17 protein-coding genes are annotated in these 19,369 nt (G+C 64.8%); 8 read left to right on the top strand and 9 right to left on the bottom strand.

Annotation, left to right across the window (positions count from 1 at the left end; translation table 11 throughout):
• Window positions 1-34: 34 nt before the first annotated feature.
• From dnaQ to BOQ54_RS00795, 5 genes are read right to left on the bottom strand one after another with little or no spacing between them, the layout of a single operon-like run.
• Entirely contained in the window at window positions 35-760 is a 726-nt protein-coding gene (gene dnaQ, locus BOQ54_RS00815; RefSeq protein WP_055459508.1) for a DNA polymerase III subunit epsilon, read from the bottom strand.
• Window positions 754-1,377, bottom strand: coding sequence for a dephospho-CoA kinase (coaE, locus tag BOQ54_RS00810; protein WP_071923064.1), 624 nt, complete (start codon window positions 1,375-1,377; stop codon window positions 754-756). The genes dnaQ and coaE overlap by 7 nt, the downstream gene beginning before the upstream one ends.
• On the bottom strand, window positions 1,374-2,231 hold the full coding sequence (locus BOQ54_RS00805) for a shikimate dehydrogenase (RefSeq protein WP_071923063.1): 858 nt from the start codon (window positions 2,229-2,231) through the stop codon (window positions 1,374-1,376). The genes coaE and BOQ54_RS00805 overlap by 4 nt, the downstream gene beginning before the upstream one ends.
• On the bottom strand, window positions 2,228-2,872 hold the full coding sequence (locus BOQ54_RS00800) for a Maf family protein (protein ID WP_071923062.1): 645 nt from the start codon (window positions 2,870-2,872) through the stop codon (window positions 2,228-2,230). The genes BOQ54_RS00805 and BOQ54_RS00800 overlap by 4 nt, the downstream gene beginning before the upstream one ends.
• Window positions 2,873-2,890: 18 nt before the next feature.
• Entirely contained in the window at window positions 2,891-3,721 is an 831-nt protein-coding gene (locus BOQ54_RS00795) for a pyruvate, water dikinase regulatory protein (protein ID WP_055459505.1), read from the bottom strand.
• Window positions 3,722-4,166: 445 nt separating this feature from the next.
• Between BOQ54_RS00795 and hemE the strand changes: the two genes are divergently transcribed.
• From hemE to rho, 3 genes are all read left to right on the top strand, one after another.
• Window positions 4,167-5,207 carry a uroporphyrinogen decarboxylase gene (hemE, locus tag BOQ54_RS00790; protein WP_071923061.1) on the top strand — a complete coding sequence of 347 codons (1,041 nt, stop codon included), beginning with the start codon at window positions 4,167-4,169 and terminating at the stop codon, window positions 5,205-5,207.
• A gap of 40 nt (window positions 5,208-5,247) precedes the next feature.
• On the top strand, window positions 5,248-5,676 hold the full coding sequence (gene hemJ, locus BOQ54_RS00785; RefSeq protein WP_071923060.1) for a protoporphyrinogen oxidase HemJ: 429 nt from the start codon (window positions 5,248-5,250) through the stop codon (window positions 5,674-5,676).
• Window positions 5,677-5,891: 215 nt separating this feature from the next.
• Entirely contained in the window at window positions 5,892-7,157 is a 1,266-nt protein-coding gene (gene rho / locus BOQ54_RS00780; RefSeq protein ID WP_055459502.1) for a transcription termination factor Rho, read from the top strand.
• 34 nt (window positions 7,158-7,191) lie between these two features.
• Here rho and BOQ54_RS00775 read toward each other — a convergent pair whose 3' ends face one another.
• On the bottom strand, window positions 7,192-9,204 hold the full coding sequence (locus BOQ54_RS00775; protein WP_071923058.1) for a thioredoxin domain-containing protein: 2,013 nt from the start codon (window positions 9,202-9,204) through the stop codon (window positions 7,192-7,194).
• Window positions 9,205-9,335: 131 nt separating this feature from the next.
• On the opposite strand from BOQ54_RS00775, the gene mnmE reads away from it, so the two are divergent.
• From mnmE to BOQ54_RS00750, 5 genes are all read left to right on the top strand, one after another.
• A complete protein-coding gene (gene mnmE, locus BOQ54_RS00770; RefSeq protein WP_071923057.1) occupies window positions 9,336-10,673 on the top strand; it encodes a tRNA uridine-5-carboxymethylaminomethyl(34) synthesis GTPase MnmE in 1,338 nt (445 codons plus the stop codon).
• A gap of 46 nt (window positions 10,674-10,719) precedes the next feature.
• Entirely contained in the window at window positions 10,720-12,588 is a 1,869-nt protein-coding gene (gene mnmG / locus BOQ54_RS00765) for a tRNA uridine-5-carboxymethylaminomethyl(34) synthesis enzyme MnmG (protein WP_071923056.1), read from the top strand.
• A gap of 18 nt (window positions 12,589-12,606) precedes the next feature.
• Entirely contained in the window at window positions 12,607-13,266 is a 660-nt protein-coding gene (gene rsmG, locus BOQ54_RS00760; protein ID WP_071923055.1) for a 16S rRNA (guanine(527)-N(7))-methyltransferase RsmG, read from the top strand.
• Complete coding sequence (locus BOQ54_RS00755) at window positions 13,259-14,101, top strand: ParA family protein (protein ID WP_055459497.1); 843 nt, start codon at window positions 13,259-13,261, stop codon at window positions 14,099-14,101. Before rsmG ends, BOQ54_RS00755 begins: the two co-directional genes overlap by 8 nt.
• A gap of 106 nt (window positions 14,102-14,207) precedes the next feature.
• Complete coding sequence (locus tag BOQ54_RS00750; protein WP_055459496.1) at window positions 14,208-15,092, top strand: ParB/RepB/Spo0J family partition protein; 885 nt, start codon at window positions 14,208-14,210, stop codon at window positions 15,090-15,092.
• A gap of 6 nt (window positions 15,093-15,098) precedes the next feature.
• On the opposite strand, the gene holA is transcribed toward BOQ54_RS00750, so the two are convergent.
• Genes holA through leuS form a run of 3 tightly spaced genes read right to left on the bottom strand, consistent with a single transcriptional unit; the run spans window position 15,099 to window position 19,320 of the window.
• On the bottom strand, window positions 15,099-16,127 hold the full coding sequence (gene holA / locus BOQ54_RS00745) for a DNA polymerase III subunit delta (protein WP_055459495.1): 1,029 nt from the start codon (window positions 16,125-16,127) through the stop codon (window positions 15,099-15,101).
• 18 nt (window positions 16,128-16,145) lie between these two features.
• Window positions 16,146-16,700 carry an LPS assembly lipoprotein LptE gene (gene lptE, locus BOQ54_RS00740; protein ID WP_071923054.1) on the bottom strand — a complete coding sequence of 185 codons (555 nt, stop codon included), beginning with the start codon at window positions 16,698-16,700 and terminating at the stop codon, window positions 16,146-16,148.
• Window positions 16,687-19,320 (bottom strand): leucine--tRNA ligase, encoded by a 2,634-nt coding sequence (gene leuS, locus BOQ54_RS00735; RefSeq protein WP_083586012.1) that lies wholly within the window; start codon window positions 19,318-19,320, stop codon window positions 16,687-16,689. The genes lptE and leuS overlap by 14 nt, the downstream gene beginning before the upstream one ends.
• Between the last annotated feature and the right edge of the window lie 49 nt (window positions 19,321-19,369).

Below are 19,369 nucleotides of genomic sequence, written 5' to 3'. Positions count from 1 at the left end.
GCTCCTCACGCGGCGCGCCGTTCACACGATCTTGCTATTCGGCGCCGGGGCTGATGTATTCGCGCCACAGGGCGCTTTCCCCGAGTTCGGCGATGAAGGCCGTATGAGCCGACCGCTCGGCTTGCGTGATCGAGGGGGGCAGGGCGATGGGCCGCTGAAGCGCTTCATGCGGGCGCCGGGTGGCGGACCGCGTGGACACGGCTAGAGTCGTGACCGTTTCCGTCACGCCGAAACCAAGGTCGGCCTGCTTGCCCCCGATCAGCTCGATATAGACCTCCGCCAGAATCTCCGCATCGAGCAGCGCGCCGTGCTTGGTGCGGCGTGAATTGTCGATGCCGTAGCGGGCGCACAGAGCGTCGAGGCTGTTGGAAGCGCCGGGATGCTTGCGGCGCGCCATGGACAGCGTATCGATGACGTCCTCCGGAACCACACGCGGAAGACCCACGCGACCGAATTCCATGTCAATGAAGCCGACGTCGAAGGCGGCGTTGTGGATGACGAGCTTCGCATCCGCGATGAAGGCGTGGAACTCCCTCGCGATCGATTCGAAGGTCGGCTTGTCGGCCAGGAACTCGTCCGACAGCCCATGCACCTCGAAGGCACCGCGCGAGACCGGTCGCTGCGGGTTGATGTAAACGTGGTAGTGACGTCCGGTCGGGATGTGGTTGAGAAGCTCGACGCAGCCGATCTCGACGATGCGATCCCCCTTGAGAGCGTCGACTCCGGTCGTTTCCGTATCGAGGACGATCTCCCTCAGCATGCCGTTCCTTCCTGCGATAACGCGCCGCCGGGACGCCCGGCGAGCGCCCTTACGATAGATGCTACCTGAGCCTCTGCTGCAGCGAGGCCGCGGCTGGTATCCACGAGAAAATGCGCCCGCCGGCGTTTTTCGGCGTCCGGCATCTGTTTCACGTGAATCATCGCGAAGCGCTCTTCCGTCATGCCGGGTCGGGCCATGACACGCGCCTTCTGGATATCCGGATCAGCCGTGACCACGAGTACGGCATCGCAGCGTCCGTCGCCGCCCGTCTCGAAGAGGAGGGGGATGTCGAGCACGGCGAGCGATGCCCCGGTCCGCCGGCAGGAGGCGAGAAACCGCTCCTCCTCGCGCCGCACCAGCGGATGCACGATGGCTTCCAGCCGACGCAGCGCTTCCGGCTTGCCAAGCACCGCCGCGCCGAGCTTCTGACGGTCGACACCTTCGTCGCCGGTTGTGCCCGGAAAGGCCGCCTCGATGAGACCGGCAGCCTCGCCACGATAGAGCCGGTGCACGGCAGCATCGGCATCATGCACCGGCACGCCCTGCCGGCGGAACATGGCAGCCGTCGTCGATTTGCCCATGCCGATCGATCCGGTCAGTCCGAGAACGAAGGTCACACTTTCGCCCGCTCGATATCCCGTACCAGGATCGCCCGTAGGTCTTCCGTCACGCTGGGCATCCTGCCGAACCAGTGCGCAAAACCCGGCACCGCCTGATGCAGCAGCATGCCGAGACCATCAACCGTTGCAAGGCCACGAGCCCGTGCCGCCGACAGAAGGCCTGTCGTCAGCGGTATATAGACGATGTCGTGCACGACGGCCGTGTCCGGCAACGGCGCAAGATCGATGACGAGCGGCGGTTGGCCGGCCATGCCGAGGGAGGTCGTGTTGACCAGGAGGTTCGTCTCGGACAGGGCTCGATCGAGCCCCTCCCAGCCACAGGACGTCACCGCGGGACCGAAGGCCGCCTCAAGGGCGAGGCTGCGCTCCCTGCTACGGTTGACGAGATGGATGGTCGAAAAGCCGCGCGCGAGAAGCCCATAGACGACGGCGCGGGCGGCACCGCCCGCGCCAAGCACGGTGGCTGTTCCGCCCCGCCTGTCCCAGCCCGGCGCCCGCTCATCGAGATTGGCGAGGAAACCGGCCACGTCCGTATTGTCGGCATGTAGCAAGCCGTTCTCGAACCAGAGCGTGTTGGCAGCGCCCATGGCCCGCGCCGTCTCGCTGGCAACTTCGGCAAGGCCGAGCACTGCTTCTTTGTGCGGCACCGTGACGTTGGCGCCGACATAGCCACGCTCCCGCAGCGAGGCGATGAAACGAGCAAGATTTTCCGGCCGCACGTCCTCGCGGGTATAGTCGCCCGGAAGGTCCAACTCCTTCAACCAGAAACCGTGCACCATCGGCGATCGCGAATGCGCGACCGGGTGGCCGATGATGCAGGCCTTGGGGACGGGACGGGCGGGATCGGTCATCGGGCAAGAACTCCCATCGTGCGCAGCCCCTCGAGAAGGGGCAGCAGCGGCAGGCCGAGAATGGTGAAATGATCGCCGTCTATGCGCTCGAAGAGATGGATGCCGAGCCCTTCGAGCTGATAGCCGCCGACGCTGCCGAGCGCACCGGACCCGGCGAGCGCCACATAAAGCCGGATGAAGGCGTCCGACAACGGCCGCATGGTGAGTCGCGCCTCGGCCAGCGTCGAAAAGACGATTTCGCCGTCACGGGCGATGGCGCAGGCGCTGCAGAGACGATGGGTGGTGCCGGCGAGACGGGCGATCTGGGAGGCGGCATCGTCCGCGTCGCGCGGCTTGGACAGACGCGAACCGTCGTCTAGAGCAAGCGTCTGATCAGCGCCAAGCACGAGGCGGCCGGGTCGCCGCCGGCTGACCTCGAGAGCCTTTTCACGGGCGAGGAGCACCGCCGTCTCCGACGCAGCGGCATCAGCCGTCAGCTTCTCGGCTTCGACCGCCCGTTCGTCGACCGATGGCGCTTCGATCTCGAGCGCGAGCCCGGCCGCGACGAGCAGATCGCGCCGGGTTGGGCTCGTCGAGGCAAGGACGAGCGGATGGGCATCGAGCCATAAACCTGTTGTGTCGCCCTGCGCTCTGCGTTGCATGTCGCTGTCCCGGCAGGCTCAGATCGCGATGAATTTCATGCGATGGGCCTTGTAGAGATCGATGATGGCGGCGGCCGTTTCCTCGATCGACCGGCGCGTCACGTCGATCATGGGCCATTGGCTGCGGGCGAAGAGACGTCGCGATTGGGCGATCTCTTCGGCGACGCTGTCGCGATCGACATAGGGCGAGGCCTCATCGGCATTGAGGCTGAGCAGGCGATTCTGGCGGATCTGGACGATGCGCTCGGGACTCGCGACGAGGCCGACGATCAGCGGCTTCTTCGCGTTCTGCAGACTTTCAGGCAGCGGAATGCCCGGCACCAAGGGAATGTTGGCGGTCTTGATGCCGCGGTTGGCGAGGTAGATCGACGTCGGCGTCTTCGACGTGCGGCTGACGCCGACGAGCACGACGTCGGCATCCTCGAGGTTGTCAGCCATCTGCCCGTCGTCATGGAGCAGCGTATAGTTCATGGCATCAATACGCTTGAAATATTCGCTGTTAAGCACGTGCTGGGCGCCGGGCCGGGACGCCTGGGCGGCGCCCAGATAGGATTGGAACAGGTTGAGGACGGGCGAGAGCACCGACAGGCACGGGCAGGCGGCCGCGGCGCAAGCCGCTTCCAGCCGCTCGGCGAACTCCGCCTCGACCATCGTGTAGAGGACGACACCGGGCGCGGAGTCGATCTCCTCGATGACCCGCTCGAGCTGGGCACGCGAGCGGATGAGCGGATAGATGTGCTCGATCGCCGAGACTCCTTCATATTGCGCAGCCGCTGCGCGTGCGACAGCGATCAGCGTCTCGCCGGTGGCGTCCGAGACCAGGTGGAGATGAAAGAAGTTGCGACCCAAGGCACGAGCTCCGGCATAGCAGCGGGGGCGCATCAGATGCAGATGCCCGTCAACGGATCCGTCGACCGATCCTGGGGGCCGGGAGTCGAGGAATGTGGACAAGCACCCTTCGGTGCGCCAACTGCCGTTGGCACTCTGGCGCTTGTCGCTGGCGCGATCAACAGGCCTGCAGCTGTGGGAGGATCGAACGCACGTGATCCCGCCTTTGGGGACGGATCGTGAGCGATGCTGATCGCCCGTGCGTTAACGGATCTGAAAGGTTAATAAACCGTTAAGCTTGCCGCCGACGCCGGCGAGTCGACCGTCCCCGTGCGACCATCGGCAGCGGACGGGAAGGCTGGGGATGGATTGTGGATCCGGGTGAGGCACGCTAATCCGCTGCCCAACAAGAAAAACAGTAAAGATTCCTTTCAATCATTCTTTCTTTCTCTCTGAAGGGTGCACAGTGGAGCCTGCGACGACGAAGCCCCTGCTTCTCAGCGTGATCGACGGCAAGACGAGCGAGCGTCCGCCGGTCTGGCTCATGCGACAGGCAGGCCGCTATCTGCCGGAATACCGGGAGGTGCGCGCCAGGGCCGGCACCTTCCTCGACCTATGCTACAATCCGGATCTTGCCACCGAAGTGACGCTGCAGCCGATTCGGCGCTTCGGCTTCGATGCGGCCATTCTCTTCAGCGACATTCTCGTCATTCCCCACGCGCTCGGGCAGGACGTCACCTTCGCCGAAGGAGAAGGTCCGCGCTTGCGGCCGGTTAACGACAAGGAAGGGCTCGAGGCGCTTGCACCATCCTTCGATGTCGACCGGCTGGCACCCGTTTTGGAAACGGTCAGGCGGGTGCGCACAGCACTGCCATCCGAGACGGCGCTTCTCGGCTTTTGCGGAGCACCCTGGACGGTCGCGAGTTACATGATTGCCGGCAAGAGCACGCCCGACCAGGCACCGGCACGCCTCCTCGCCTATCAGGACGACGTTTTCTTCGCGTCGCTTGTCGACCGCCTCGTCGATGCCTCCGTCACCTATCTCGTGGCACAGCTCGATGCCGGCGCCGATGCCGTGCAGATCTTCGAGAGCTTCGCCGGGGCCCTGCCGCCGGCACTGTTTGACCGTTGGTCACTGGGGCCGATCAGCCGCATTGCCGAGGGCGTTCGCGCGGCACGTCCGCAGGCGCGCATCCTCGTCTTTCCCCGCGGTGCCGCACAGCGGCTCGAGATGCTGGCGCAGTCGGGCATCGCCGATGTCATCGGCCTCGACTGGTCGGTCGATCCGGACTGGGCGCAGGAGCATGTCCAGGCGCATGTCTGCGTGCAGGGCAATCTCGATCCGCTGTCCCTCGTTGCCGGCGGCAGCCAGCTCGATGCAGCTGTCGATCGAATCGTCGCAACCTTCGCGGGCCGGCCTCACATCTTCAATCTCGGGCACGGCATCCTCCCGGAGACGCCCGTTGCCCATGTCGAGCAGATGCTGCGCCGTGTCAGGGGCGTTTGAGACAGGATAAAGCCGGGAGCGGAAGAGCGGGGTTTGGACAATGGCGCTTTACGAATGGATCAAGGCATTGCACATCCTCGCAGTCATTTCGTGGATGGCAGGCATGCTCTATCTGCCGCGGCTGTTCGTCTATCATACGGCTGCCACGCCCGGCTCGGAGATGTCGGAAACCTTCAAGGTCATGGAGCGCAGGCTGCTCAAGGCGATCATCAATCCGGCGATGATCGTGACCTGGATCGCCGGCCTCTATCTTGCCTATGAAGGCGGCTGGTTCAGGTCCGGCTGGTTTCACGGCAAGTTCACGCTCGTCATCCTCCTATCGGCCGTGCACGGGGTCCTGGTGCGGCGATTCAAGGACTTTGCGGTGGATCGCAACACGCGTTCCAGCCGCTACTACCGCATCCTCAACGAGACGCCGGCGGTGCTGATGATCGGCATCGTCCTTCTCGTCGTGCTGAAGCCCTTCTGATCCTTTCGATTGGAGGGGGCTTGAGCGGGGCGGGAAAAGGCGCTATTGCATGGTGCCTTCCCAACCATCAGGCTGGCGTCGCTGCAGCTTGTCTGCAACAGCTGCGCGATCCCGAGAGGTGGCCCCCGCTGTGGATGTGCCGCCCGAGCCTGAACTTCCCACCTGTCTTGTCTGCCTTTTCCGGCAATCATAACCATCAAAACAGAGAGTCCCCGATGCGGGAGATCAAACTTCAGTATCTGAAGTCGAAGTCGCCGACCGAATTGCTGGCCTTTGCCGAAGAGCTCGAGGTCGAGAACGCGAGCACGATGCGCAAGCAGGAGCTCATGTTCGCCATCCTGAAGCAGCTGGCGGTGAGCGATACGGAGATCATCGGCGAGGGTGTCGTCGAAGTGCTGCAGGATGGCTTCGGCTTCCTGCGTTCATCCGATTCCAATTACTTGCCTGGACCGGACGATATCTACGTCTCGCCGTCGCAGATTCGCCGCTTCGGCCTGCGCACGGGCGACACTGTCGAGGGTCCCATCCGCAGCCCCAAGGAGGGCGAGCGGTATTTCGCCCTGCTGAAGGTCAATACCATCAATTTCGAGGATCCGGAGAAGATCCGGCACAAGGTTCACTTCGACAACCTGACGCCGCTCTATCCGGACGAGCGCCTGAAGCTCGAGATCGAGGATCCGACGCGCAAGGACTTCTCCTCGCGGATCATCGACATCGTCTCGCCCATCGGCAAGGGCCAGCGCGGCCTCATCGTGGCACCGCCGCGCACCGGCAAGACGGTACTTCTGCAGAATATCGCGAAGTCCATCACCACAAACCATCCCGAGTGCTATCTCATCGTTCTCCTCATCGATGAACGGCCGGAGGAAGTGACTGACATGCAGCGCTCGGTGAAGGGCGAAGTCATCTCCTCGACCTTCGACGAGCCGGCGGCCCGCCACGTGCAGGTCGCGGAAATGGTGATCGAGAAGGCCAAGCGCCTCGTCGAGCACGGGCGCGACGTCGTCATCCTGCTCGATTCGATCACCCGTCTCGGCCGCGCCTACAACACCGTCGTCCCGTCCTCGGGCAAGGTGCTGACCGGTGGTGTCGACGCCAATGCCCTGCAGCGGCCGAAGCGCTTCTTCGGCGCAGCGCGAAACATCGAGGAGGGCGGCTCCCTCACCATCATCGCCACGGCGCTGATCGATACCGGCAGCCGCATGGACGAGGTGATCTTCGAGGAGTTCAAGGGCACCGGGAATTCGGAGATCATTCTCGACCGCAAGGTCTCCGACAAGCGCGTCTTCCCGGCCATCGACATCACCCGCTCCGGCACCCGCAAGGAGGAGCTGCTGGTGCCGTCGGACGTGCTCAAGAAGATGTATGTCCTGCGCCGCATCCTCAATCCGATGGGCACCGTCGATGCCATCGAGTTCCTGCTCGACAAGTTGCGCCAGACCAAGACCAACGCTGATTTCTTCGAATCGATGAATACCTGACGCTTCAGGAACGACGTTTGTACAAGGGGCGGGTTCAGACCGGCCCCTTTTTATCTCCGCGCAGGTCCTGCAGCATTTCCGTCAACCGATTCGGATCCGTGACGGGCAGCGAGCACGTGCCGCCGGAGCAGACAAAGGCTGCGGAGCGGCCGGCAGTGGGTGAAACGCCCGCGGCCATACCGGGGTAACTTGCCGCATCACTCCCGGAGAGATCCACGACCGTTCGATTCGGATACGGAACATCCCGTGCGGCCGTGAGAAGGTCGTCAGCAACAGTTCCGACCACTGCGATGGCGGCTCCGGACAGCCGGAAGTCGAGCGCGTTGAGGGCGGTGGCGTGGGCGAGGGGTGCCCTTGCCGCATGTGCCAGAAGTTGATCGAGGAAGCGGTCGGCCTTGAGCTGATCTGCAGGTTCACCGGAGAGTGCGGCGAGCCGCAGCAGGTTTTCGGCATGCATGCCGTTGGCATTGGGCACGGCGTCGTCGTGCGTCGGTTTGGGGCGCAGAATGATGTCGTCCGCCTCGCTGTCCGACATGGCAAGGATGCCGTCATCGGTGAGGTAGTGCCGTTCGACGAGTTCGGTCCAGGCCTGCGCATCATCCCTGTAGCCGATCTTCCCGGTTGCCTCGTACAAGGCGAGAGCGGCGCGGACCATGGCCGCGTGGTCGCTGGCCATGCCCGGAAAAAGCAGGCGTCCATCCCGCCAGGAGTGGCCGAACCGGCCATTCCGCTGCATCGATTCGGCAATGAAACGGTAGGCACCTTCCGCCGGGGCCAGCCATTGCGGCCGGTGCAGGAGGAGGGCGGCGCGGGCGAGGGCGGCGATCATCAGGCCGTTCCAGTCGGCCAGAATCTTGTCGTCCCGTCCTGGCGGCGTGCGTGCGGCTCGCCGCCTGAGCAGTCTGTCTCGCAGACCGGCGAGCTGCCTTTCCTCGTCCGCTGTCGCGGGTATGCCGCTGAGACGGTTGAGGATGACCTTGCCCTCCCAGTTGCCGCCTGCCGAGACGTCGTAGTGCCGGGAAAAGAGGGGCGCGTCCGGGCCGAGGACGGCCTCGATCTCCTCGGCGGACCATACGTAGAAGCGTCCCTCCTCCCCGTCCGAATCGGCATCGAGGCTGGCGGCGAACCCGCCGCCAGGCAGTGTCATCTCTCGCGTAAGCCAATCGACGATACCTGCGGCTGCTCCCGCAAACAACGGATCGCCCGTGTCCCGCGCCGCGAGAGCATAGAGTTCCAGCAGCTGGGCATTGTCGTAGAGCATCTTCTCGAAATGTGGCACCAGCCATCGCTCATCCACGGCGTAACGGGCGAATCCGCCACCCAGGTGATCGTGGATGCCGCCGCGCGCCATGCGCTCCAGCGTCAGGATGAAAGCTCTTCGGTCCTCCTCGCGGCCGGTGCGTGCCGCATGGCGCCACACTAGCTCGAGCAGGGGCGGATTGGGGAATTTTGGCGCTCCGGGCAAGCCGCCATTTACGGGGTCGATGGCGCGGGCGAGTTTCTCCGCGAGTTGCTCCAGCGTCTCGTGGCCGAAGACCGGTCCCGTCTCGGGCTCCGCCCCAAGCGCTGCGGCGATGGCGCGGCGGTTGTGCTCGACACGCGCCGGCTCCTCGGCCACGAGACGGGCAATCTCGCGCAGGACCGTGACGAAAGCAGGCCGACCGAAGCGGCTCCGCTTGGGGAAATAAGTGCCGCCCCAGAAGGGCTCGCCGTGGGGCGTGAGGAACATGGTCAGCGGCCAGCCTCCTTGCTCGCCGAGCGCATGCAGGGCCGACATGTAGATGAAGTCGATGTCGGGCCGTTCCTCGCGATCGACCTTGATGTTGACGAACAATTCGTTCATGACCTCGGCCGTGGCGGGGTCCTCGAAGCTCTCGTGGGCCATAACATGGCACCAGTGGCAGGCGGCGTATCCGACCGAAAGAAGGATCGGCTTGTTCTCGCTGCGGGCTTGGGCGAGCGCCTCTTCACCCCAGGGCCACCAGTTTACGGGGTTTTCCCTGTGCTGCAGAAGATAGGGACTGGTCTCGTTGGCGAGGCGGTTCATGGATCGTCCTCCTTGTCCCAGCCGCCGAACAGGGGCGCCGGAGATCCTGCATCGGGAAAGCCACGCTGGCAGTATAGCCTCAAGTCAGTCGGCATACGCGCCGGCCCGCAATTCGATTCAATATCGTAACGATGCAGATCAGCCGAAACGACACGATCTTTGCCTTGGCGAGCGGTGCGGGGCGGGCGGGCATTGCCGTGGTGCGCCTTTCCGGTCCGGCGTGTCGATTCGTTCTCGAATTGATGGCCGGCCACGTGCCGAGACCGCGGCGGCTGGAGCTCTGCCGGTTGCGTCATCCTCTCTCGCGAGACCTGCTTGACGAGGCGCTGGTGGCCTTCTTTCCATCCCCGAACAGCTTCACTGGAGAAGACGTTGCCGAACTGCACGTACATGGCGGTCGGGCTGTCATCGGCGCGGTGATCGCGGGCCTGGGAGAAATATCGGGTTGCAGGCTCGCCGGTCCGGGAGAGTTCAGCCGTCGCGCGCTGCTCAACGGCAAGATGGATCTGAGTGCCATCGAGGGCCTCGGCGATCTCATCGATGCCGAAACGGAGATGCAACGCCGACAGGCGATGCGGCAGATGCGGGGCGAATTGCGCGACGCCGTGGAGCGGTGGCGGACGACCCTCATTGAGGCATCGGCCTTCGTCGAGGCGGAACTCGATTTCGCCGATGAGAGCGATGTGCCGGACGGCTTGCGCGAGCGTGCCATGGCATTGCTCGTTTCGGTGGCGGATGAGCTGCGGCGGGAGATTGCGCGTGCCCGCAGTGGCGAGCGGATCCGGAGCGGCCTGACCGTGGTCATCGCGGGTCCGCCGAATGCCGGCAAGTCGACGCTCCTGAACGCGCTGGCGCAGCGCGACGTCGCCATCGTCTCGGACATACCAGGTACAACCAGAGACAGTATCGAGGTGCACTGGGACCTCGCCGGCATACCGGTCACCTTGGTCGACACCGCCGGCCTGCGTGAGAGCCGCGATCCGATCGAGCAGGAGGGCGTGCGGCGTGCCCGCGACCGGGCGCGAAACGCCGACGTCATCCTGTCGCTCCGCGCATTCGATTCGCAGACGGAACATCTTCAGGATGCTCCTGGTGCCGTGATCATTCCGATCCGGACCAAGATCGATCTGGCTACGGGCCGGGGCGTTGGCAGTGACGCGTCGCTCGATGAGCTTGAGCTTTCGGCCGCGACCGGCGAAGGTGTCGAGGCGCTCGTTGCGCGCCTTGAAACCATGGCCAAGAATGTCGTCGCGGACGGTGGTCTGGTGACCCGTGCGAGGCATCGGGAGGCCTTTGCAGGTGCGCTTACGACGCTGGAGCGGGCGATCTCCGCCGGCCCCGGCCATCCCGGCGAGCTCTTTGCAGAAGACATTCGCCTGGCGATGCGCTATCTCGGGCGTGTCACCGGCAGGGTCGATGTCGAGGATGTTCTCGACCGTCTTTTCGCTGGCTTCTGTATCGGAAAATGAGCCTGTGTTTCACGTGAAACAGGATTGATTGGACCGAGGAATTCGTATGGACCGTTCTTTCGACGTCATCGTGATCGGAGGCGGGCATGCCGGCGTCGAGGCGGCTGCAGCCGCGGCTCGCATGGGGGCGTCAACGGCCCTTGTGACCCATCGCTTCGACACTGTCGGCGCCATGTCGTGCAATCCGGCGATCGGCGGTCTGGGCAAGGGTCATCTGGTGCGCGAAGTGGATGCTCTCGACGGTCTGATGGGACGAGTGGCGGATGCCGGAGGCATCCAGTTCCGCGTTCTCAATCGCCGCAAAGGCCCGGCCGTTCGCGGTCCGCGCACCCAGGCAGATCGCAAGCTCTATGCTCTGACCATGCAAGCCGAGATTCGTGCGACCGCAAACCTTGCCGTCGTCGAGGCAGAGGCGGACGATCTGCTGTTCGATGGTAACCGGGTCAAAGCGGTCGTTCTTGCGTCTAGCGCGATTCTGCGGACAGGTGCCGTGGTCCTGACGACAGGGACCTTCCTGCGAGGCCTCATCCATATCGGCGAGGTGAAGATCCCGGCGGGCCGCCTGGGCGAGGCGCCGTCACATGGACTGTCGAAGGCCTTGGCGCGCTTCGGCTTTCCCCTGGGACGATTGAAGACAGGAACACCGGCCCGCCTGGATGGACGCACCATCGATTGGGCGGGTCTCGACCGACAGGCGGCGGATTCCGAACCGGAGCCCTTCTCAGCCCTCACGGAGCGGATCACCAATCCCCAGATCGAATGCGGGATCACCCGCACAACGGCGAGAACCCACGCGATCATTCGGGCCAATCTGCATCGCGCACCCATGTACTCGGGCGAGATCGAAAGTCGAGGTCCGCGCTATTGCCCATCCATCGAGGACAAGGTTGTCCGCTTCGGAGACCGGGAGGGTCATCAGATCTTTCTCGAACCCGAGGGGCTCGAGGATCACACGATCTATCCCAACGGTATCTCCACGTCGCTGCCGGAAGATGTGCAGCGGGCCATGATCGCGACCATACCGGGGCTTGAGCGGGCGGAGATCCTCCGGCCCGGCTATGCCATCGAGTATGATTTCGTCGATCCGCGTGCGCTTTGTCCGACACTTGAGACGAAGGCGGTGCGGGGTCTGTTTCTCGCAGGCCAGATCAACGGTACGACCGGCTATGAGGAGGCTGCGGCACAAGGTCTGCTCGCCGGCCTTAATGCCGCGCGCCATGCCGGCGGGCAGGAAGGCGTGGTCTTTGACCGGGCCGAGAGCTACATGGGCGTTCTCGTCGACGACCTCGTTACCCGCGGGGTGACGGAGCCCTATCGCATGTTCACGTCTCGTGCCGAATATCGGCTGTCGCTGCGGGTGGACAACGCCGACGAGCGGCTGACGGAACGCGGCATTGCCATGGGCTGCGTTGGTGGACGACGCGCTGCGGCCTATCGGGCCAAGCGCGAACGACTCGAAGAGGCACGGGCCCTGCTCGATCGACTGGCGCTTACACCCAACGAGGCGGCCGCGCATGGACTCTCGGTCAATCGCGACGGGCGACGCCGCACGGCCTTCCAGCTGCTCGCCCATCCCGATGTTACCTTTGATCGGCTTGCGGCGATCTGGCCTGAAGTGGCGGCATTTGATCGCCAGACCAGGGACCGAGTAAACACAGATGCGATCTACTCCGTCTATCTCGACCGACAGGCGTCGGACATTGCATCGTATCGGCGCGATGAATCCGCGACCCTGCCGGACGGACTGGATTTCAACCTGCTCGCGGGACTCTCGGGGGAGCTTCGCCAAAAGCTGATGACGGTGAGGCCACGGACGCTCGGCCAAGCTGGGCGCATCGAGGGGATGACGCCGGCGGCGTTGACGATTCTCGCCGCCGAAGTCGCCCGGTCGCGCCGTGCTGTTGCGGTAGAATGATTCGGATCCGGATCGATCATGCAAAGCAGAATCGCGCTGCGCGATGATCGCGCTGCGGCCCTAGCACTGGGTTTGATTCCGGACACCGCGTTGCCGGCCTTCGACATCTATGTCGATCTTCTGTGCCGCTGGCAGGATATAAAGAACCTCGTGGGACCGCGGACCCTCGATCATGTCTGGACGCGCCACGTCGCCGATTCCGCACAGTTGCTCCCATTGGCGCCGACGGCGCGAAAATGGATCGACATTGGCACTGGTGCCGGGTTCCCCGGTCTGGTTCTTGCGATCCTGCTGCGGGGCCGCCCCGATTGCGAGATCCATCTGATCGAGAGCAATAGCCGCAAATGCGCGTTCCTGCGAGCTGTTTCACGTGAAACAGGAGCACATGCTCAGATCCATGCCGGTCGAATCGAGGACATCCTGCCCCGTCTCGGCGAGGCGGACGTGATCACTGCGCGAGCCCTCGCGCCGCTCACGGAGCTCCTCGCTCTCGGCAAAGATCTGTTGAGAACCGGCGCGATCGGTATCTTTCCCAAGGGACAAGATTTAGAGGCCGAATTGACGGTCGCCGCTAAATCTTGGAATATCGACTACCACATTGTTCCGAGCGTCACCGATCCTCAGGGACGCATCTGCATCGTCCGTCAGCTGCGGGAGCATGGTTCGGATCATGGCTGATATCAGCTCGCCCCTTCATGTGCCGTCCTGCTGCAGCCTGCCGCGGGTGCTGGCCCTCGCCAACCAGAAGGGCGGCGTCGGCAAGACGACGACAGCCATCAATCTCGGCACCGCCCTGGCGGCGATCGGCGAGCGTGTTCTGATCATCGATCTCGACCCGCAGGGCAACGCCTCGACCGGTCTCGGTATCGATCGTAAGAGCCGTCGCGTCTCGACCTATGATGTCATGACGGCAACGGCAACGTTGCAAGCGGCAGCACTTCAAACAGCGGTTCCGGGTCTGGCCGTTGCTCCTAGCACGCTCGATCTGCTCGGCGTCGAGCTCGAGATCGCGGCGCATCGCGACCGAGCGCAGCGCTTGTCGGCCGCCATCAAGGCCTTGCCGCCGGACGAGGATGGCCGGCCCGCCTATAGCTATGTATTGATCGACTGCCCGCCTTCGCTGAACCTGCTGACTATCAATGCCCTGACGGCGGCAGATGCGGTGCTGGTGCCGCTGCAGTGCGAGTTCTTTGCCCTCGAGGGTTTGAGCCAACTGCTCCGAACGGTGGAGCAGGTGCGCTCCGCGCTCAATCCCCGCCTGACGATCCACGGCGTGGTGCTAACCATGTTCGATCCGCGCAACAATCTTTCCGGGCAGGTGGTTGCGGATGTGCGCCAGTTCATGGGATCGAAGGTCTACGAAACCATTATTCCCCGCAACGTCCGCGTCTCCGAGGCGCCGTCGCATGGCAAGCCGGTGCTCCTTTACGACCTCAAATGCGCGGGAGCGCAGGCTTATCTGAAGCTCGCCTCGGAGATCATTCAGCGCGAGAAAACCCTGCGCGCCGCCTAGATCGCAACGAAGCGAGCGGCGCAGGGATCGCGTGTCGTTTCGGTACCGTGTCGGTTGCGTTTCGGTCAGGGTCTGGAGGCGGCACAAGCGATGGTGGAGTTGAAAGATGGTCGATGATCCTGCCCGTTCCCGCCTTGGTCGCGGGCTTGCTGCGCTCATAGGAGAGGTCGGCGAAGATTTTGGCGACGCCGGGCGTGGTCCCCGCGGGCAGCGCGCTGTTCCCATCGAGTTCCTGCGGCCCAACCCCCGCAACCCCCGAAAGGTCTTCGACGACGAAGCGCTGGACGAGCTGGCGAGTTCGATTCGCGAGCGCGGTCTGATCCAGCCGATCGTCGTTCGGGCCGTTCCCAATCTCGTCGACGTCTTCGAGATCGTTGCGGGGGAGCGGCGCTGGCGTGGTGCGCAGCGAGCCGGCCTGCACGAGGTGCCCGTCATCGTCATCGAGGCCGACGACCGTCTGGCTCTCGAAATTGCCATCATCGAGAACGTGCAGCGCGCCGATCTCAATCCGATCGAGGAGGCGATCGGTTACGAGCAGTTGATGGCGGAGTTCCAGTATTCACAGAACGAGCTTGCTCAGGTCATTGGCAAGAGCCGCAGCCATGTCGCTAACACCTTGCGGCTTCTGCGCCTGCCCGACAGCATCAAGAGCAAGCTCAACGACGGCCTGCTCTCGGCCGGCCACGCGCGGGCACTGCTGTCGGTCAGCGATCCGGAGACGATCGCCGAGCGGATCGTTGCCCAGGGTCTCAATGTCCGCGATGTCGAGCGCATTGCGCAAGAAGAAGCGCGCGGCGGAGGCGACGAACAGGGACGCGAGGCGCGGCCGCGCAAGGAGAAGGATCCAGATACACGGGCGCTCGAGCAGGCGCTGGAGGACGTTCTCGGTCTCGCCGTCAGTGTAGAGCACAAGGCGCAGGGTGGCGAGGTGCGCATCCGCTACAAGACGCTAGAGCAGCTGGACGCGCTTTGCCGCCGGTTGCGGGGCTGACCGACCCTATCGCGCAGCGCGTCGGGCCATACCGGCAAGTGCCCACAGCGTCTTGAGCGCATGCTGGGCAGCAAGTTGCGGCTGGCGCCGGGTCATGCCGATGGCCTGACCGAGTTCGACTGCGGCCCGGTTGAGGCCAGCGGTCGCCCACAGGCGCAACTGGCGCTCAATCGCCGCCTTGCGCTTGAAATGCAGGCCGCGGAAGCTGCCGATGGCAACGGCGTGTGAAGACCCGGTATCGACGGCCTGCCGCGCAGCCATGAGCGCGAGTGTATGTCGGAGGGCAAAGCCCAGCAGCACGTCGGCATCCGTGCCCTCGGCCTGCAGTCGTGTGAAGCTGCGGTCGAGCGTGGTGAAATCGCCGAGGAAGGCGGCGTCGATGGCTGCGTCGAAGGCGATGGCCGAGACGTCCCCCACGACGGCGGCCACATCCTCCATGGTGACGACGTCGCGGCCGTGGACATAGGTGAAGAGCTTGTCGAGCTCGGACCGGCTTGCCACTCGGTCGGCGCCGAGCGAGGCGAGCAGCAGTTCGCGGGCATCGGGCTCGACACGCAGGCCGACCTTGCGGCTCATGTCGTCGATCAGTGCCCCGAGGTCGCGGACGCCATCCGCATAGCAGGGCATGGCGGCTGCTGCGGCCGCCTTCTCGCAGAGCTGGCGCAGAGGGGCCGTGCGGGAAAGATCGCCCGCCTCCACGATGACCACGGCATCCTGCGGCGGCGTGTTCAGCACCGGCGTCAGGGCGGGAGCGAGATTACGGCTCCCGGCGCGCAGCCAGATGGCGCGGCGGCCTCCGAAGAGCGGCACCGTATTGGCCTCGTCGGCGAGGCGCAAAGGATCGGACGCGATCTCATCGCCGTCGAGGCGCACCAGCTGGAAAGGATCGTCCGGATCGTCGATGGTTCCGGCCACGAGCCGGCGCACGCGTTCGCCCACGAGGCCACTATCCGGACCATAGACGAGGAAGACGGCCGTCTGCGGCGACGGGTGTCTGATGGCTCTGTCGACATCGCCCGCCTTGATCGCCACCATGTCCCGTCGGCCCGCGTCTCAGCCGCGCGTCGCGAGCGTTGCGGCGATGCGCGTGCTGATCTGGTCGGCGAGCTCCTTGGCGACGCGGATCTCCGCATCGCGCGCCGCGCGTACCGAGGCGAAGCGCTGCGGATTGCGGTCGTAGCTCGCCGAGGCGGTGGCCTTGCCAGTCATCACGGGTTTCTCCTCGCCGATGCGCGTGAGGACGAAATTCGCAGTCGCCTGCAGGTTCGCCGACTGCGCGTTACCGCTCACCGTGTCGACGATCGCCGTACGCACTTGGATGCCCGCCGGCGAGATCTGGAGCCGGTAGCGCGGCTCGAGGGCGCCGTTGCCGCCGGTGAGTTCGTAGACGAGCTCGTTGCGCAGGTAGTGGGCGAGGCGCTCCTGGCCGGGGATATCGGGGATCGATGCGACCTCGATGGTACGCAGGGAATCCTGCACGGATGTGCCGTCCGCCCGCTCGGCATAGAGCGGGCGAAGGCAGCCGGCAAGCCCGAGGGCCAGCGTGACAATGGCGGCAACGCGCAGCCCGGCGCCGGCGCGGCGGGCGAGACGATCAGGCGACGACATTGACGATCCTCTGCGGGACGACGATGATTTTGCGGACGGGCCGGCCCTCGGTGGCGCGCTGGACGGCTTCGAGCGCGAGCGCCGCGGCCTCGACGGTCGCGTTGTCGGCATCGCGCGGTACCGTTACGTCGGCGCGCTTCTTGCCGTTGACCTGCACGGGCAGGGTGATGACGTCCTCGACGAGGAGAGCCTTGTCCGCCTTGGGCCAATGCGTCTCGGCGACGAGCGTCTCGAAGCCGAGCACCTTCCAGCACTCCTCCGCCAGATGCGGCATCATCGGCGCCACGAGCTGCACGAGGATCGAGGCTGCCTCGCGCAGCGCAAAACGCATGTCCGCGGCTGGCGGCTCGCCGTCGCGAATGCCGTTCAGGGCGGCCTGCAGCGCGTTCGACAATTCGTAGACCTGGGCGACACAGCGGTTGAAGCGCAGCTTGAGGACGTCGTCCTCGACGGTCGCCAGGGCCCGGTGGGCCGCCTTGCGCAGGATGAGGGAGGCCTCGTCCAGCGTCGTCTCGGCCGACCCGTCGGTCGCATCGGTGACAGCCACCACCTCGCCGATCAGGCGCCACAGGCGCTGCACGAAGCGGTGGGCGCCCTGCACGCCCTCCTCCGTCCAGATCACGTCGCGCTCGGGCGGCGAATCGGAAAGCATGAACCAGCGGGCCGTGTCGGCACCATAGGTGCCGATGATCTCGTCTGGATCGATGGTGTTCTTCTTGGACTTCGACATCTTCTCGATGCTGCCGATGCTGATCGGCTCACCGGTGCTGACGTGGAAGGCCTTGCGGGCGCCGCCGTCGCTCTCGATGCGCACCTCGGCCGGCTGTACCCAGGCACCACTCGCGTCGCGGTAGGTCTCGTGGACCACCATGCCCTGGGTGAAGAGGCCGGCGAAGGGCTCGTCGAGCCCTACGTGGCCGGTCGCCTTCATGGCCCGTGTGAAGAAGCGGGAGTAGAGGAGGTGCAGGATGGCGTGCTCGATGCCACCGATATACTGGTCCACCGGCAGCCAGCGGTCGACGACCTCGCGGTTCGTCGGCTGGCTCGTGAGGTGCGGATCGGTGAAGCGCGCGTAGTACCAGGACGAATCGACGAAAGTGTCCATTGTGTCCGTCTCGCGACGGGCGGGCTTGGCGCAGCGCGGGCAGGCGACGTGCTTCCAGGTCGGATGCCGGTCGAGCGGGTTGCCGGGCTTGTCGAAGTCGATGTCCTCCGGCAGCACCACCGGCAGCTGGTCGTCCGGCACCGGCACCGCGCCGCAGTCGTCGCAGTGGATGATCGGGATCGGGCAGCCCCAGTAGCGTTGGCGCGAGATGCCCCAGTCGCGCAGGCGGAAGTTGATGCGCCGCTCGCCGACCGGCCGGCCGTCGCGCATCTCGGTCTCGAGCCGGCGGGCGACCTCTTCCTTCGCCGCGGCGATGGTCATGCCATCGAGGAAGCGCGAGTTGATCAGCGTTCCCTCGCCGTCATAGGCGGTGTCGGTGACGGTGAAGGCGGCGGGATCCGCGTCCGGCGGGCAGACGACGGGGGTGACGCCGAGGCCGTAGGCATTGACGAAGTCGAGGTCGCGCTGGTCGTGTGCCGGGCAGCCGAAGATGGCGCCGGTGCCGTAGTCCATCAGGATGAAATTGGCGACATAGACCGGCAGTTTCCAGTCCGGATCGAAGGGATGGACGGCGCGGATACCGGTATCGAAGCCCTTCTTTTCGGCTTTCTCGATCAGTTCCGCGGCCGTACCGGTGCGCTTGCACTCCTCGATGAAGGTGGCGAGCTGCGGATTGATCTTTGCTGCAGCGGTGGCGAGCGGATGGTCGGGCGCTACCGCCATGAAGCGTGCGCCGAACAGCGTGTCCGGCCGGGTGGTGTAGATCTCGAGCTCGCTCTCGCCGTTCGGCGTCGTCGCCGCATCGAGCGCGAAGCGCACGAGCAGGCCCTCGGAGCGGCCGATCCAGTTCTTCTGCATCAGCCGCACCTTTTCCGGCCAGCGATCCAGCCGGTCGAGGGAGGCGAGGAGGTCATCCGCGAAGGCGGTGATCCTGAAGAACCACTGGGTCAACTCGCGCTGCTCGACGAGCGCGCCCGAGCGCCAGCCGCGGCCATCGATCACCTGCTCGTTGGCGAGTACGGTCTGGTCGACGGGATCCCAGTTGACCTTGGCCGTCTTGCGGTCGACGAGACCAGCCGCGAGGAAATCGAGGAACATCTTCTGTTGGTGCCGATAGTAGGAGGGATCACACGTGGCGATCTCCCGGCTCCAGTCGAGCGACAGGCCCATGGACTTCAGCTGGCCGCGCATGGCGGCGATGTTGGCATAGGTCCATTCCTTGGGATGGACCTTGTTCGCCATGGCGGCATTCTCGGCCGGCATGCCGAAGGCGTCCCATCCCATGGGGTGAAGAACATTGTAGCCCTTGGCGCGCATGAAGCGGGCGACGACATCACCCATCGTGTAGTTGCGCACGTGGCCCATGTGGATGCGCCCCGACGGATAGGGGAACATCTCGAGGACATAGTACGTATCGCGCGGGTCGTCGTTGCGCGTACGGAAGATGCCGCGCTCTTCCCAGATGGCCTGCCACTTGGGTTCGGCCTCCTTGGGGTTGTATCGTTCCACCGTCATGGTCTCGGTCAAGTCGGAATGCTCGCGAAATGGCCCGGCCGCAGGTGAC

The organism is Chelatococcus daeguensis (genome assembly GCF_001887265.1).
Taxonomy (GTDB): Bacteria; Pseudomonadota; Alphaproteobacteria; order Rhizobiales; family Beijerinckiaceae; genus Chelatococcus_A; species Chelatococcus_A sambhunathii.
Note: the sequence above shows the minus strand (reverse complement) of the source record. Positions and strands in the feature narration are given on the sequence as shown.

Bases quoted from the DNA above. Each gene is read 5' to 3' on its own strand.
- dnaQ (WP_055459508.1), bottom strand. From the start codon at position 760: ATGCTGAGGGAGATCGTCCTCGATACGGAAACGACCGGAGTCGACGCT.
- BOQ54_RS00805 (WP_071923063.1), bottom strand. From the start codon at position 2,231: ATGACCGATCCCGCCCGTCCCGTCCCCAAGGCCTGCATCATCGGCCAC.
- BOQ54_RS00800 (WP_071923062.1), bottom strand. From the start codon at position 2,872: ATGCAACGCAGAGCGCAGGGCGACACAACAGGTTTATGGCTCGATGCC.
- hemJ (WP_071923060.1), top strand. From the start codon at position 5,248: ATGGCGCTTTACGAATGGATCAAGGCATTGCACATCCTCGCAGTCATT.
- rho (WP_055459502.1), top strand. From the start codon at position 5,892: ATGCGGGAGATCAAACTTCAGTATCTGAAGTCGAAGTCGCCGACCGAA.
- BOQ54_RS00775 (WP_071923058.1), bottom strand. From the start codon at position 9,204: ATGAACCGCCTCGCCAACGAGACCAGTCCCTATCTTCTGCAGCACAGG.
- mnmE (WP_071923057.1), top strand. From the start codon at position 9,336: ATGCAGATCAGCCGAAACGACACGATCTTTGCCTTGGCGAGCGGTGCG.
- mnmG (WP_071923056.1), top strand. From the start codon at position 10,720: ATGGACCGTTCTTTCGACGTCATCGTGATCGGAGGCGGGCATGCCGGC.
- rsmG (WP_071923055.1), top strand. From the start codon at position 12,607: ATGCAAAGCAGAATCGCGCTGCGCGATGATCGCGCTGCGGCCCTAGCA.
- BOQ54_RS00755 (WP_055459497.1), top strand. From the start codon at position 13,259: ATGGCTGATATCAGCTCGCCCCTTCATGTGCCGTCCTGCTGCAGCCTG.
- BOQ54_RS00750 (WP_055459496.1), top strand. From the start codon at position 14,208: ATGGTCGATGATCCTGCCCGTTCCCGCCTTGGTCGCGGGCTTGCTGCG.
- holA (WP_055459495.1), bottom strand. From the start codon at position 16,127: ATGGTGGCGATCAAGGCGGGCGATGTCGACAGAGCCATCAGACACCCG.
- lptE (WP_071923054.1), bottom strand. From the start codon at position 16,700: ATGTCGTCGCCTGATCGTCTCGCCCGCCGCGCCGGCGCCGGGCTGCGC.
- leuS (WP_083586012.1), bottom strand. From the start codon at position 19,320: ATGACGGTGGAACGATACAACCCCAAGGAGGCCGAACCCAAGTGGCAG.